Source organism: Dehalococcoidia bacterium (genome assembly GCA_035310145.1).
Taxonomy (GTDB): domain Bacteria; phylum Chloroflexota; class Dehalococcoidia; order CAUJGQ01; family CAUJGQ01; genus CALFMN01.
This window is the reverse complement of record DATGEL010000130.1, coordinates 1-14,223: the sequence shown is the minus strand read 5'-3', so window position 1 is coordinate 14,223 and position 14,223 is coordinate 1. Positions and strand designations below refer to the sequence as shown.

The 14,223-nt window shown below is 67.3% G+C and carries 11 protein-coding genes; 5 read left to right on the top strand and 6 right to left on the bottom strand.

The genetic code is table 11. The features are described from left to right. Positions 1–44: 44 nt before the first annotated feature. Complete coding sequence (locus VKV26_24025) at positions 45–995, bottom strand: serine hydrolase (protein HLZ72982.1); 951 nt, start codon at positions 993–995, stop codon at positions 45–47. A 210-nt stretch (positions 996–1,205) separates the two neighbouring features. Here VKV26_24025 and VKV26_24020 point away from each other — a divergent pair, with 210 nt between their 5' ends. Both VKV26_24020 and VKV26_24015 read left to right on the top strand, forming a co-directional pair. Then, positions 1,206–2,381: an acyl-CoA dehydrogenase family protein gene (locus VKV26_24020; GenBank protein HLZ72981.1), complete on the top strand. Its 1,176-nt coding sequence runs from the start codon at positions 1,206–1,208 to the stop codon at positions 2,379–2,381. A 96-nt stretch (positions 2,382–2,477) separates the two neighbouring features. Next, positions 2,478–3,491, top strand: a complete 1,014-nt coding sequence (locus VKV26_24015; GenBank protein HLZ72980.1) for a hypothetical protein — start codon at positions 2,478–2,480, stop codon at positions 3,489–3,491. A gap of 248 nt (positions 3,492–3,739) precedes the next feature. Here VKV26_24015 and VKV26_24010 read toward each other — a convergent pair whose 3' ends face one another. After that, positions 3,740–4,891 (bottom strand): hypothetical protein, encoded by a 1,152-nt coding sequence (locus tag VKV26_24010; GenBank protein HLZ72979.1) that lies wholly within the window; start codon positions 4,889–4,891, stop codon positions 3,740–3,742. A gap of 196 nt (positions 4,892–5,087) precedes the next feature. On the opposite strand from VKV26_24010, the gene VKV26_24005 reads away from it, so the two are divergent. The 3 genes from VKV26_24005 (at position 5,088) to VKV26_23995 (ending at position 8,811) form a co-directional block, all read left to right on the top strand. Continuing rightward, on the top strand, positions 5,088–5,237 hold the full coding sequence (locus VKV26_24005; protein HLZ72978.1) for a helix-turn-helix domain-containing protein: 150 nt from the start codon (positions 5,088–5,090) through the stop codon (positions 5,235–5,237). Between the two features lie 101 nt (positions 5,238–5,338). Continuing rightward, positions 5,339–8,146, top strand: a complete 2,808-nt coding sequence (locus VKV26_24000) for a hypothetical protein (protein ID HLZ72977.1) — start codon at positions 5,339–5,341, stop codon at positions 8,144–8,146. Positions 8,147–8,337: 191 nt separating this feature from the next. After that, the gene (locus VKV26_23995) at positions 8,338–8,811 is read left to right on the top strand and encodes a hypothetical protein (protein HLZ72976.1); all 474 of its coding nucleotides are present in this window, start codon (positions 8,338–8,340) and stop codon (positions 8,809–8,811) included. 137 nt (positions 8,812–8,948) lie between these two features. On the opposite strand, the gene VKV26_23990 is transcribed toward VKV26_23995, so the two are convergent. The 4 genes from VKV26_23990 to VKV26_23975 are packed head-to-tail and all read right to left on the bottom strand — an operon-like array spanning position 8,949 to position 13,635. Next, complete coding sequence (locus VKV26_23990) at positions 8,949–12,020, bottom strand: type I restriction endonuclease subunit R (protein HLZ72975.1); 3,072 nt, start codon at positions 12,018–12,020, stop codon at positions 8,949–8,951. A 39-nt stretch (positions 12,021–12,059) separates the two neighbouring features. Then, positions 12,060–12,593, bottom strand: a complete 534-nt coding sequence (locus VKV26_23985; GenBank protein HLZ72974.1) for a hypothetical protein — start codon at positions 12,591–12,593, stop codon at positions 12,060–12,062. Continuing rightward, entirely contained in the window at positions 12,593–12,895 is a 303-nt protein-coding gene (locus tag VKV26_23980; GenBank protein HLZ72973.1) for a hypothetical protein, read from the bottom strand. Before VKV26_23980 ends, VKV26_23985 begins: the two co-directional genes overlap by 1 nt. Beyond that, complete coding sequence (locus tag VKV26_23975; GenBank protein ID HLZ72972.1) at positions 12,895–13,635, bottom strand: TIGR04255 family protein; 741 nt, start codon at positions 13,633–13,635, stop codon at positions 12,895–12,897. The genes VKV26_23980 and VKV26_23975 overlap by 1 nt, the downstream gene beginning before the upstream one ends. Between the last annotated feature and the right edge of the window lie 588 nt (positions 13,636–14,223).

Here is a 14,223-nt window from a genome sequence, read left to right as displayed (position 1 = left end):
GCGCGCCGCCGGCGGGCCGGTTCCGCCCGCCGCCGTGCGGCCCGCTACGAGCGCCAGTGCTCGTAGGCCGCGCGGGCGGCTTCGGCGATCAGGTCGTCGAGGCGGCGGCGCAGGGCGGAGAGTTCACGCGGGCCGGCGCCCTCGGGCACGCGGGCGCGGGTGAAGGCCGCGATCGCGAGATGCTCGCCGTTCTCCAGGGTCAACACGCCCGCGTCGTTGTGAATCTCCCAGGCGCCGCTGAGCGAGCCGGTCTTGTGGGCGAAGTCGAGCGTGCCGGGCAGGTAGCGCGGCAGTCGGTCGTTCAACTGCTGCCGCAACAGGATGGCAAGCATCGGCTCACACTCGGCGCGACCCAGGCCGATGCGCTCCATGCCCGCGCCGCTCTGAATCGCGGCGAAGAGATCGACCATATCGTCGGCGCTGGTCACGTCGTTTTCGGCGGAGGCGTGGTAGGCGGGGCTGTCTGGATCGGTTGGGTGTTGCTTCCACTGCCGCGCCCGCTCGGATGGTGCGAGGCGGTGGTCGCGCGGCAGATCCATCAGCTCGAACAGGCGGCGGCAGGTGGCGCTGACCCAGGTGTGGCGCAGCCCCAACTCGCGCATCGTGGCCGTAACGCGCTCGGCGCCGAGCCGGCGCACGAGGATGTCGGCGGCGGTGTTATCGCTGATCACGATCATCAGCGTCAGCAGGTCATGCACGGTGGGCGCCAGGTGCGCGTCGAGCAGTTGCAGCACGCCGCTGCCCACCGTCTTGTCGTCCTCGCTGAGCTGCCAGCGGTTGAGCAGCGAGAATTCGCCGGCCGCGGCCCGGCGGAAGGCCTCGACCAGCACCGGCACCTTGAAGACGCTGCACGACGCAAACGGACGATCCGCATCGACTCTGACCCGCTCACCACGCTCGATCTGCAGGGCGGCCAGGCCGGCCTCAACGCCGTCGGCCGCGGCGGCATCCGCCAGACGGCGTAGTCCGGCTTCCAGCGAGGCGACCGCGGTCATCGCGACCTCCGCTTGTTCGTTTGCCCTGCGCAAACGTATGGTAACCGTGGAGCAGTGCGGCGGCCAACGCGCGCCGCGTACCGCCGCCTCGGGCGTTTCGTGCCTGCGTGCTCAGCGGAACGAGACCGCAAAACCCGATCGCGGCGCCGCCGTTGTGCGTTCTCCGCCGCGAGCATGCCCGATTTGCACCCTTCGCTAAGGATGGATCGCGTGGAACTGCAGTTCGGCGAAAAGGAGGAGGCGCTGCGCGCGGAGGTGCGCAGCTTCCTCGCACAGCACCTGCCCAGGGATCTCGAGAACGGCGGCTCGATGGGCGCCCGCAACGATGAGGCGTTCGCCGCGGCGCAACGCTTCAACACCGAGCTGGGCAAGCGCGGCTGGATCGCGCCGGCCTGGCCGAGAGAGTACGGGGGTCTCGGCGCCTCGATCTACGAGCAGATGGTCTTCAACGAGGAGTTCGGCTACGCCGGCGCGCCGGACACCGGCACACGCGGCTTTGGCGTCGGCATGATCGGCCCCACGCTGATCATCCACGGCTCCGAGGAGCAGAAAAAGGAGCACCTGCCGCGCATCACCAGCGGCGAGGCGATCTGGTGCCAGGGCTACTCTGAGCCGGGCGCCGGCTCGGACCTGGCGTCGTTGCAGACGCGCGCGGTGCGCGACGGCGACGACTACGTCGTCAACGGCCAGAAGATCTGGACCTCCGGCGGCCACCGCGCCAATTGGATGTTCATGCTGGCGCGCACGGACCCGGACGCGCCCAAGCACCGCGGCATCTCGTTTCTCTTGCTCGACATCAAGCACACGCCCGGCGTGCAGGTGCGCCCGCTGATCAACATGGCGAACCGGCATCACTTCAACGAGGTGTTCTTCGAGGACGTGCGCATTCCGCGCAGGAACCTCGTGGGCGAGGAGAATCGCGGCTGGTACGTCGGCATGACGCTGCTTGACTTCGAGCGCTCCGGTATCGGCGGCACGGCGGCGCAGCGGCGCACGCTGGAGAAGCTGAGCGCCTGGCTGAAGGACCAGCCGGTGGAGAAGCGCGAGCGGCACCGGCTCGGCCTGGCAAACCTGGTGATCGAGAACAACGTGGCGAAGTATCTGGGCTATCGCATCGGCGACATGCAGGCGAAGGGCCGCCACCCCAACTACGAAGCCTCGGTGATCAAGATCTTCCAGTCGGAGCTGGGGCAGCGCATCTACCGCTACGGCGTGAACATGGTGGGGCTGCCCGGCCAGCTCGTGCCGGAAGAGCCGCGGGCGCCGTTTTCCGGCGAGCTGCCGGAGGGCTACCTGACCTCGGTGCCGACGAGCATTTTCTCCGGCACCAACGAGATCCAGCGCAACCTGATCGCCACGCGTGGCCTGGGCCTGCCGCGGGGCTAGGCGCGAGACGGGGGAGGCGAGCTTGAGCATGGGGCGGCCACGCGGCCGCCCCTTCGCTTGAGCGACGAGGGACGAGGCGGCAGAGGAGGAGGGGGCATGCAGATGCGGCACGTGCTGGCGGTCGAGCAGTTCGAGCGGTCCTGGATCCTCGGGGAGTTGCTGCCGACGGTTGCCCGCTTCGAACAGGGTTGGCCGGCAACGGCGCTGAGCGGAACGGAGATTTTCCACCTCTTTCAACAGCCAAGCTTTCTCACGCGGCTCGCCTTTTCCCGCGCGATCAAGCGGCTGGGCGGTGGCCACGAGCAGGCTGACTTCGAGGACGCGTTCACCGCCGAAGGTCGCCGGCAGAGCATCGAAGACGAGGTGCGCATTCTCAACGGTCTCGATTATGCGGCGATCGTCGTGCGCGCCGCGGCGGCGGGCGGAGCAGAGCGAGCCGCCGCCGTTTCTCGCGTGCCGGTGATCAACGCGGGTGAGCCGGCGCATCGGGCGGCGCTCGGCAGCGCCCAGCACCCGACACAGGCACTGGCGGACCTGGTCACGATTCGGCGGGCGCTGGGCCGCATCGACCAACTTCATGTCGCGGTCGTGCCGGGCGACGGCGCCTCGCTGGTGATTGTGCAGTCGCTGGCGATGCTGCTTGGGCGCGTGTGCCAGGGATTGCGGCTGAGCCTCGTCGTGCGTCCGGCGCTGACCGCGCTGTTCGAGGAGTTGCGCGCTTCGCTGGCGGCAACCGGCGTCGACCTGGCGCTGGTCAACGATCTGCGTTTGGTAGCGCCGAGCGCCGACGTGATCTACTTCGCGCAGGCGAACAACCTGCACCTGGGCATGGCCGAACGGTACCTGCCCGCCGGCGAGGAGCCGGGAGTGTTTGTGCTCACCGACGAAGTTGCCGCGTCGGTGCGGGCAGACGCGGCGATCATGCATCCGCTGCCGCGCAACATCGGCGCGGGGCAGGGCGTGCCGGAGGAGCTGCCGGAACGCTTCAGCGACGACCCGCGACTGTATGCGTTCACCCAGGCACGAATGAAGTACCTGGTCGCGGGCGCGTTGCTCTATATGCTTCTGAATGGGTCGGGATCCCGGCCGGCCCCGCGGCTTGAAAGCTGAGCCGCTGTTCGCTAAGGTATTTGCAGCGGGTTCGTGTGCCCGTCGAGCCTCCGTAGCTCAATTGGCAGAGCAGTTGACTCTTAACCAGTCGCTCTACCGTTTTTCTTGTCTTTTGTGGACGGTATTGGACCGATTTCACGCCTAACTTCCGTCTACGTCACCCGTCACAGCTCCATGTCCGTCCAGTGTTTTCCACGCGCGTTGATGTACAGTTGATGTACGAACTGTGTCAGTAGATTGCGAATCGGTTAAGAGACTCGGCTGAGCCGCCGCCGCGCCCGCGCGTGCTGCTGGTTGAGCCGGTCGCGCTCGCGCGTGCAAGCGGCCTTGCCGCAGATGTTCATGCTGTTCGCCCGCGGCCGCCGCGTCACCCCGTACGGTTCGCCGCAGATGACGCAACTGGGCGCGGCCGAAACATCAGCGAGCGCCAGGGCGAGCTGAAGCGCCACGGCGCCGATCAGGTTGGTGGCGCCGTAGCGCACGGCCGGCTGCCGCGGCAGCGCACGCGGCGTGTCCCGCAGAGGCTGGTCCACGTTGCCGAGCGGCAGCACCAGCACCGGACGCACGCCGCCGCGGTCAAGCCACAGCGACACCGCTAGGCAGAGCGTCGCCTGCGCGGCCACGAGCGATAGCGGATCGTCTGGCCGGCACCGCCACGCTTCCCCGGCGTGCAGGGAAGTCTGCGCCAACTCGTGCCAAGCGTCCACGTCGCCGAGAGCGGCAGCCTCGGACCGCGCGACGGCTTCGGCGACGGCGCGCAGGACGGCAGGATCGATGCTCGCCGGCATCGGCCTCTGCTGGGCGCCGAGCATCCGGCGAATCACGGCCCAGTCTGCGGCGTCGCCGGCCTGTCCCATGCCGACCGCCGTGGCGCAACGCAAGATCGCGCCCGCCTGCTCAGCAAGCAACGTCCACACGGCGGCGGACTCCCACAGGCTGCCGTCGTTGCGCCTGTCGTTGTTGCAGATGCCCGGCCGGTGGCGGTCTTCGCACCAGCGCATGTCCGGGTCGCGGTCGCGGAAGACGAGCGGGCCGTCGGGGTGAGCGGCGATGATGCTGCCATCCGGGGCGTACTCCACGAAGCCGACGCCAAACGGCAGGTAGCTGGCACGCAGCGGCCGATGCAGGCAGAGGCACAGCGGCCCGTAGCGTGCGGCGAAGGTGCGGATCGCGCTCGCCGGCTTCGCCACAAGCGCCGCGAAGGCGAACAGCAGCCCCTTGGGCGCGATGACACGTCTCTGTTGTTCTGATGCCGGCCAGCGGAGCCAAGCGCCCTCAGCGGTGGTGCCGTTGGGCGCGACCGGGACCAGCTCAGGCCGGGCGGCGGGCACCAGCCAGCCGGACTCGTTGGTGATGTGCGGCAGCTCGCCGTCCGGGTCGGAGAGGATGCGATTCGCCATACGCGCTCGGTCCTCCGGGTGTCAGTCGTAAGTCACAGATAACGCATAGAACGACTGTTCGCCTCCAACTTAGCATGAATGCATAGCGACTGGACACAGATGGACGGGGGTGGGACCGATGAGCACTGTTGCCGAGCCGGACGGTTGCGCCATTCGGCTTGAACCGTTGGCGGTACGGGCGGGGGATGCAGCACGCATGATTGGCGTTTCGCGCTCGCGCCTCTACGAGTACCTAGCGAGCGGCGCGATTGAGTCGTTCCGCGCCGATCGCGGCATCCGGTTGATCCCGGTCGAGGCGCTGCGCGCCTGGGTCGAGCAGCAGCGCGTCGCCGCGCGAGGCACTTAAGTGCGCAAACGCCGGCCACACCTGGCCGGCGCTGAATCTCATGCCCGCTTCGCGCTGCATTCGCTACCGCCGCGCGAAGCGGGCGAAAGGAGACTGATCATATGGTTGCACAATTCCAACCCTTCGACAATAACCCGACCAACCGCCCGGATGCACCAACGATTCGCGCGGCACTGCGCTGCGAGCGTGCCCGCTGCGATTGCCAACGTCCGGCTGGCCAGAAGGCCCATTGTCCGAAGCACCAGGATACGCATCCCAGCTTGAGCGTGACCGAGCGGGATGGGCGGGTGCTCGTGCGCTGCCACGCCGGCTGTCTTCAGCAATCAGTGATCGACGTACTGCGCGCGCGGGGCTACTGGCCAGTCGGACGCTATACCGGCCAGCGCCGGAAGCTGCAGAAGGTGAGGGTGCCGACTTCGCGCACACCCGCGCTCGCAACCGACGCCACGCGCCACGAGTACCGCGCTGCAGATGGCGCACTCCGTGCCACCCATGCGCGTATTGTCAAGCCGGACGGCGGCAAGACCATGCCGTGGGAGGGAGTGAACGGCCAGCCGGTGACGATCAGCGGCTTGCCGCTGTACCGCCTGCTGGAGCTGCTTGCTGCTCCCGCTGGAGCCGACGTGCAACTCCATGAAGGAGAAAAGTGCGCCGATGCCGCACGAGGCGCAGGCTTCGTCGCCGTCTCGCTGGGTGGTGGCGCAGAGCAGCGCGACTTCGGCATGGCGCTTGAACCGCTGTGCGGCCGCCGCGTCTACCTTTTCCCCGACAATGATGCGCCCGGTCGTGGTCTGATGCAGCACGTCGGCGCGGCGCTCACCGGCATCGCCGCCGAAGTGCGCGTGGTGGAGTTGCCAGACGTGAAGGAAAAGGGCGACATCGCGGACTACCTGGCGGACGGACACACCGCCGAGGACGTGCGCGCGGCGATGGCGGCGGCGCCGACCTGGACAGACTGGGTCGCGAGCTTCGCCAGTGACCGGGAGCCGGGAACGGCGGCGGCATCCGGGCCTGCGCCGGGAGCAGCCGCCGCGCGCCCCCCATCGCAGGCGACGCGCCTGGTGCAACTCGCCGAGCAGATGCAGGTCGAGCTGTTCCATACGCCAGACGGGCGGGCCTTTGCCAGCTTCCGCCGTGATGACCACACGGAGACGCAGCCGCTGCGGTCGAAGGGGTTTCGTACCTGGCTCGCCGCGCTCTGCTACAAAACCGAAGGCACGAGTCCGCGTGCCCAGGCCGTGCAGGACACGCTCGGCGTTCTGGAAGGCCGTGCGCTCCACGATGGCCCAGAGCGCGCCGTCTTCCTCCGGGTGGCATCCTGCGATGGGAAGGTCTTCCTTGATCTCGGCGACGCCCGCTGGCGCTGCGCCGAGATCGACAGGACCGGCTGGCGGCTGGTTTCGATCGCGGACACGCCGGTCCGCTTCTGGCGGTCGCCCACACTGCGGGCGCTGCCAGAGCCGGTGACGGGCGGGGCCATCGCCGCCTTGCGCCGGTTCGTCAACGTCGGCGAGGACGCGAGCTTCCGGCTCTTCGTCACCTGGTTGAGCTACGCCCTGCTGGGGCAGGGACCGTATCCCGTGCTGGTACTGCGTGGTGGCCAGGGTCGCGCCAAGAGCACCACCGCCCGCGTGGCGAAGGAGTTGACCGACCCGGCGACGCTCACGCTGCGGGCGGAGCCGCGCGAACTCCGCGATCTTGCGGTGGTCGCGCGTGGCTCGCACCTCCTCGTCTTCGACAACTTCAGCCACCTGCCCGGTTGGCTCTCGGATGGCCTCTGCCGGCTCAGCACAGGCGGCGGGCTGGGGGTGCGCGCCCTCTACACCGATGACGAAGAGCAGGTCTTCGACGCCGTGCGCCCCCTGCTCATGACCGGGATCACAGACTTCGTGGAGCGCAGCGACCTGCTCGATCGCAGCATTTTCATCGAGCCGCCCCGGCTTGAGCAGGTCACGCCGGAGCGGGAGTTCTGGTTGGACTTCGCGCGAGGGCAGCCCAGCATCCTCGGCGCGCTGTTCGACGCGGTTGCTATCGGGCTGCGGAATGCGTCCGCTGTCTCAGTGTCCCGGCCATTCCGCATGGCGGACTTCGCTCACTGGGGCGTGGCCGTGGCCCCCGCGCTCGGCTGGACCGGGAACGACTTCGAGAACGCTTACGGTGACAACCGCGACGAAGGCGCCGCCCTGCCTCTCGAAGCGTCGCCCCTGGTTGTGCCGCTTCAGGCGCTTGTGCAGGCGGCCGGGGCCGACGGCTGGCAGGGCACGGCGCGGGATCTGCTGGACGAGCTGCGGGTACGTCTGCCCGAAGCAGAGCGGCAACGCTCGCCGCGCGGTTGGCCCGCCGCAGCCAACGCGCTCTCCAATGCGCTCAAGCGGCTGGAACCCAACCTGCTCACGATCGGGATCGGCGTGCAGTTCGCGCGAAAGGGGCACGCCGGTGCCCGGACGATTCACCTGAGCCTGGTGGAGAAGGCGGCGGACCCACCGTCCGCATCGTCAGCACCGTCGGCAGCGGCGCAAGCAGGCGTGCAGCGCGGCCACAACGCTAACGATCCCGCTTACGATGGCGCACAGGGGATTGTCAGCAGTATCCAGGGGATCGTCAGCAGCGGCGGCGAACGCAGGCGTGAAATCGAGCCGGCTGACGGTGCTGACGACGCTGACGATCGTTCCGCCGACTCTTCGAATTACGCTGCCCCCGCGAGGGATGAACCGCAGGCGGCCGACACCGCCGACTCGGCCTGCCCGCACGGAGTCGTCGTCGCACCGGGCGCTGTCTGCTACCTCTGCGACTTGCGTTGGTGCGCCGATTGCGGCGAGTCAACGGGCAGTGTGCTGCGTGTGGTCTGTCCGGTACGCTGCCGGCCGCGCCGGGTTGCCGCCAATGCACGTGAGGCGCTGGCAGCATAGCGATGGGGAGGACACATCCTGAACGGCATCACGTTCTGAACCGGCCAAGACAGCAACCCGCGCACCGGCTTGAAGCCAGTGCACGGATGGACGAGCCGTTGGGGCAGATCGGGCGCAGGGCAAGGAAGCCGGCCGCGGGCGGGAAGATGACGCAGTGGGACGCGCTTAGGGCGTCATGAGTGAGAGAGGCGGTGAAGACCATGAACGAAGGTGCGCTGACAAACGAGGACAAACTGCGCCTGCGCTGGGACAAAGAGGACTGCGCGGCCGTGCTCCGCATCGAGGGCATGGGCTACAAGCAGATCGCCCGCGAGCTGCACTACTGCGACGCTTCCGGAGCCCGCAAAGCGGTCAAGCGGTCGCTGGCACGCCACCCGTCCGATGAGGTCGAGGAGCGGCGGCAGATCATGGCCGCGCGCATCGATCGGCTGATCGGCGTGCTCTGGCCGGAGGCGATGAAGGGCAAGCTGTTCAGCATCGACCGTATCATCAGCCTCATGCACCGGGAAGCCGATCTCTTTGGCCTGGACGGTGCGAAGACGGTCAATGTCAAGGAAGAGCTGTACACCATCGCCCGGCGAGAAGCCGATAAGTATGGTCTGTCCGAGGCCGAGGCCCTCGCCATCGCCGAGGAGGTGCTGAAGGACCACCGGCGGCGTGGCTGAACCACAAGGTCGATGGGGCACCGCGTGTCGCGCAGCAGGTGACCCAACACCACAATCTCGGCACGGACGAAGTGATCACGCACGCCGCGAAGCCGCAGCGAGGCCGCCAGCGGAGGGAAGCAACGTCCGATAGGGTGCTATGCCGCCCAATCGGCCGCAAACAGCTCCGCTTGTTGCAGCACCCCGGTAATCGCCTCGGGCTGGGCATCGGGTGGGTAGCGGTGGTGGCGCAGCACCCGCCGCACTAGCGCCCGCAAGGCCGCTCGCGCGTCCTCCCGCACCGTCCAGTCTACGGTGACGTTCGCCCGCACCTTCGCCACCAGCTCGCGTGCAATCGCGGCCAGCGTGGCATCGCCCATGACATCGACCGCGCTCGCGCTCAGCCGCAGCGCGTCATAGAAGGCGAGCTCATCCTCGCGCAGCCCGAGTTGCTCGCCGCGCCGCTGCGCATGCTCCAGCTCCTTCGCAAGCTGGATGAGCTGCTCAATCACCTGGGCCGTCTCGATCGAGCGGTTCTGGTATGCGAGCACGGCCCGTTGCAGCAGCTCCCCGAACGACCGCGCCTGCACGGCGTTCTTCGCCGAGCGGGTCTTGATCTCATCGTTGAGCAGCTTGCGCAGGACTTCTACCGCAAGGTTCTTCTGCGGCAGCGCCTGCACTTCGGCGAGGAACTGGTCGGAGAGGATAGAGAGGTCGGGCTTCGCAAGCCCCGCGGCGGCGAAGATGTCCACCACGCCCTCCGGCGCGATCGCCTGGGAGATGAGCTGGCGGATGGCGTGGTCTAGCTCGTCCGGCGCCCGCTGCGTGCGGATCGACTCTTTGCCCAGCACCGCCTGCACCGCCTGGTAGAAGCGCAGGTCGTCGATCATCGCCATCGCTTCGTCGGCCGGTACGGCGAGGGCGAAGGCTTTGGACAGCTCCGAGACGGCGACAAGATACCGGCGCTTGCCGTCGGCCTGGGCGAGGATGTGCTCCTGCGCCGCGGGCAAGACAGCGAGCTTCTCCGCGGCCGTGCCGGCTTTGAACGGCGAGGCGTCGAAGCCGTGGAAGAAGGCGGCGACGATCTCGACCTTCTCCTGCGTCACCGCGACGGCCTCGCGTTGGTCCACGGTGGGCTGGCCGGCGCCCCCGCCCGCCGTGTACTGCGCCAGCGCCCGCTTGAGCTGGTCGGCGAAGCCCAGGTAGTCCACCACGAGCCCGCCCGGCTTGTCGCGGAAGACGCGGTTGACGCGGGCGATCGCCTGCATCAGCCCGTGGCCGCGCATCGGCTTGTCCACGTACATCGTGTGCAGCGCCGGCACGTCGAAGCCGGTGAGCCACATATCGCGCACGATCACGAGCTGCAACGGGTCGTCCGGGTCCTTGAAGCGCCGCGCCAGCGCCTCGCGCGCCGGCTTGTTGCGGATGTGCGGCTGCCAGGTGAGCGGATCCGGCGCCGAGCCGGTCATCACCAGCTTGATCGCGCCGGCCGCGTCGTCGTCGCTGTGCCAGGCGGGGCGCAGGCGGATGATCGCCTCGTACAGCTCGACGCAGATGCGGCGGCTCATGCCGACAATGAGGCCCTTGCCCAGCAGCGCCTGCTGCCGCCGCTCGAAATGCGCCACCAGGTCCTCGGCCACCAGCTCCAGCCGCCGCCCGGCGCCGACCACGGCCTCCAGCGCCGCCCACTTCGTCTTCAGCCGCTCGCGCTGCGTCTCCTCCTCGCCCTCGGTCAGCTCCTCGAACTCCGCGTCGAGGTGCGGCTGCTCCTCCTCGGGCAGCGCCAGTTTGGCAAGGCGGCTCTCGTAGTAGATCGGTACGGTGGTGTGGTCGTCGATGGCGCGCTGGATGTCGTAGACGCTGATGTAGTCGCCGAAGACGGCGCGGGTGCTGCGGTCCTCAAGGTCAATCGGCGTGCCGGTGAAGCCGATGAACGTCGCGTTGGGCAGGGCGTCGCGCAGGTGGCGGGCGTAGCCGTCGACGAAGTCGTACTGGCTGCGGTGCGCCTCATCGGCGATCACGACGATGTTGCGCCGGTCGGAGAGCAGCGGGAAGCGGTCGCCGCGCTCCTCCGGCGAGAACTTCTGGATCGTGGTGAAGACGACTCCGCCGGACGCGACGCGGAGGAGTTGCCGGAGGTGCGCGCGGTCGGTGGCCTGCACCGGGTCCTGGCGCAGCAGTTCGGCGCAGCGGGCAAACGTCCCGTAGAGCTGGTCGTCCAAGTCGTTGCGGTCGGTGATCACCACGAGCGTGGGGTTCTGCAGCGCCGGGTGCAGCACGAGCTGGCCGGCGTAGAAGAGCATCGAGAGGCTCTTGCCGGAGCCCTGCGTATGCCAGACCACGCCGGCGCGGCGGTCGCCGTCCACGTGGCTGGCCTGAACCGTGGCCTCCACCGCGCGGCGCACGGCGTGGAACTGATGGTAGGCGGCGAGGATCTTGCGGAGCTGCGGGCCGTCCTGCTCGAAGACGATGAAGCTGCGCAGGTAGTCGAGGAAGCGCCGCGGTTCGAACAGCCCCTCGATCAGCACCTGCAAGCGCGGCATCTGCGCCGGGGCCAGCTCCTCGCCTGCGATCGTCTTCCAGGGCACGAACCATTCCCAGTCTGCCGTCAGCGAGCCGGCCCGCGCCTCGATGCCGTCGGAGATGACCAGCGCCTCGTTCTGGAGAAAGAGCGTGGGGATCTCCTGTTTGTAGGTTTGGAGCTGGTTGAAGGCGGCGCCGATCGTGGCCTGCTCGTCGGTGGGGTCCTTCAGCTCGATCACGGCGAGCGGCAGGCCGTTGACGAAGACGACGAGGTCGGGCCGGCGGTTGTGGCCGTCCTCGATCACGGTGAACTGATTGACCACGAGCCAGTCGTTGGCGGCGGGGTCCTCGAAATCGATCAGGCGCAGATTGACCCCGCGCACACGGCCCGCCGCGTCGCGGACCTCGACGCCGACGCCGTCCACCAGCCGGCGGTGGCAGCGCTGGTTGTCGGCCACGATCGAGGGCGACTCACGGCGCAGCAGCCGGCGATGGGCCTCCTCGCGCGCCTCGGCCGAAGCCCAGGGGTTGAGCCGGGCGATGGCGGCGCGCAGCCGCGCCGGCAGCACCGCCTCGCCGTATGAGTTGCGCTCGGCACGCTCGGCGCCGGGCGCAATCTCCGGCCCATGCAGCACCGTGTAGCTCAGCGCCGCAAACCAGCCAAGGGCAGCCTCTTCGACGGTGGACTCGGTGAACGTTACGGACATCGGCTGTTGGCCGATCTTGCTCTATCAACGCCGCGTTGCCTACCTGAACGGCGGCAGATCCGACGGCAGCCCGACTCGCATAAAGAAGCGAGCAAAGGCTTGCGAATAGTGCTCAAGGTATGGCGAGCGCAGCCGCCAGCGGCTTCCCAAGCGGGCGGTATGGTTAATGAGATAGCCAACCGGTAGGCTGTAGATCTGGTGGAAGTCCGCGACCTGAGCTTTGCGGTTGTCGTCCGGTTCATCCGGCGATGCCAACAGATACAGTCCTTCAATCTGGCCCTTGCGCACCTGCTCCCAGCGTCCCTTTCGCTTGAACGCCTCATTTTCCCGTTCGTAGTCAGCGATCGTGAAAATCGGACAGGTTGCAACCAGCGGCGCCTTGTCGTTCTCCAGATCACAGCTCTGAGTGATGATGATTAGGTCGAAGACTGCTCCACCAAAAGTGTAGTCCCCTTCGTCATCCAGCAGAGGTGGCTCGTAATCGGGCGGCATTATGGGGACGATACAGTCGGGCAGCAGATCCCCTTGAGCCAAGCCCGGTCCACCGATGCGCTCCCACCATGGCTGGATCATCAGTCGATATCGTCGTCATCAAAGACGAACGGCATCGGGCGGCCGCGTTCCGGGCGGCGCATCCTGACCCTCATGGTAAAGAATCGCTTCGGTGGCATTGGCCGATAGTCAAAGTCGTCGATTTCGTCTGCCAGTTCGCCCCACGCCTCGGCGGGCTCGGCTAGTTGAGCCTGTGCCTGGTCGATCCGCGCCGCCAATTCGCGGCCGTCCACGCTCTGCGGAGCCGCACTGTCATCGGACTGGAGCGGCCGCTGAATGACAGGCCAGCCGACCAGTGAGCGCTTTTCTAATAATGCAGGCATCAGGTCATTACCTCATTTCTTGTCCGATCGGTGATCGACGCCTCGAACCCTACGTACATCAGGTCGTGCAGTTCCTCGATCATCTGCCAGAGCTGTGCCTCGTCCGGTGTGCTCTGGAGTGGGCGCATAAGTTCCAGATCGAGCAGCACTGAGGTCACGTTCGGCCGCGGAGGCGACACAATTGCTTCGTTCAAAATGAGCATCGTGCCTGCATTGTCCTGTGGCATCTGCAACTGCATCAGATACCCCGTCAGCCCATGCGGCAAATCAGGCGACACCTCCGGCACGGTGCGCAGGTACTCCTTCAAGTCTCGGATCGTCTCGGGCAGGTCAAGACGGTTCACGTAGCGGAGAGCGATCCTTGTGACGGTTATCGGATGCAGCCGCTCGCGGTAGACCGTCCAGAGCCGGTGCGCCTCCTGGCGAAAGTCGGGCCACTGGCTGTAGGGCGCCAGTCGATGGAAGGTAAAGCCGTCCAACCGTGCCTGGAAAATCTGTCGTTCGTCCTCGCTCGTGAAGGTGTACCCGACTGGCGTTGAGAGCGCTTCAGCCGCGACCTGAGCCCCCACCGTAAAGCGGCCGTGCATCTGCATGCGCGAGTTGAGAGCCGGGTATCTGTGCTCTTCGCCTTCCTGCAAGGCCGCCAGGGCATCGAGTGGCGTATCAGCGGGCAACTCGACCCGCAGGTCGAGCAACGCCTCTCGAATCGGCGGCCGCGGATATCGCCTTTTATCGACCATCGAGTTCAGTATATCCTGCTTGCTATCGCCCGACTCGGCCGGTCGCCGCTGTGTTGATTGCAGACAATGGAATGGACCTCATGCCGGCCAACGACGCTCGCGTCGCCTCATTCGCCGCTGCATTGTCAGGTTGGTGGCCTCATGATGGCCTCCTGCCCGCAGCGGTCGAGGCTGGCGGCATTCCGACGAGCCCGGCGGCCTCGCCCACTCGCAACTCGCCCGACAGCAGCTTCGGTAGCAGCGCGTCGCGGACGGCCGCGAGCGTGGCTGACTCGCTTGCGTTCGAATCACCCAGCTCAAGGATTGGCTCGGTGTGGAACCCGTATCGGCCAAGCAGCGGACTGTTGGTCGGGGGTAGCACCAGTTCGTACTGAGGCAATGCCTTGCTACTCATATGCAGGACGGTAGTACCGTTCGCATACGCTCTCGCATGGTCACGGAACTCCGGCGGAACCTGTCAACCTTGTTGAGACCACCCGTTGGGAAAATTAGCGGAGGATTCACTCTGGCATCGTCGTCACCTCCTCAGGCAGCGGGAACGGCGGATTGATCCAGGCAGCCGTCGGGATCGCGGGTGGGGTCGGTGGC

Excerpts from the sequence above, each read along its gene's own strand:
- VKV26_24025 (HLZ72982.1), bottom strand. The coding sequence starts at position 995 with ATGACCGCGGTCGCCTCGCTGGAAGCCGGACTACGCCGTCTGGCGGAT.
- VKV26_24015 (HLZ72980.1), top strand. The coding sequence starts at position 2,478 with ATGCAGATGCGGCACGTGCTGGCGGTCGAGCAGTTCGAGCGGTCCTGG.
- VKV26_24010 (HLZ72979.1), bottom strand. The coding sequence starts at position 4,891 with ATGGCGAATCGCATCCTCTCCGACCCGGACGGCGAGCTGCCGCACATC.
- VKV26_24005 (HLZ72978.1), top strand. The coding sequence starts at position 5,088 with ATGATTGGCGTTTCGCGCTCGCGCCTCTACGAGTACCTAGCGAGCGGC.
- VKV26_24000 (HLZ72977.1), top strand. The coding sequence starts at position 5,339 with ATGGTTGCACAATTCCAACCCTTCGACAATAACCCGACCAACCGCCCG.
- VKV26_23990 (HLZ72975.1), bottom strand. The coding sequence starts at position 12,020 with ATGTCCGTAACGTTCACCGAGTCCACCGTCGAAGAGGCTGCCCTTGGC.
- VKV26_23985 (HLZ72974.1), bottom strand. The coding sequence starts at position 12,593 with ATGATCCAGCCATGGTGGGAGCGCATCGGTGGACCGGGCTTGGCTCAA.
- VKV26_23980 (HLZ72973.1), bottom strand. The coding sequence starts at position 12,895 with ATGCCTGCATTATTAGAAAAGCGCTCACTGGTCGGCTGGCCTGTCATT.
- VKV26_23975 (HLZ72972.1), bottom strand. The coding sequence starts at position 13,635 with ATGGTCGATAAAAGGCGATATCCGCGGCCGCCGATTCGAGAGGCGTTG.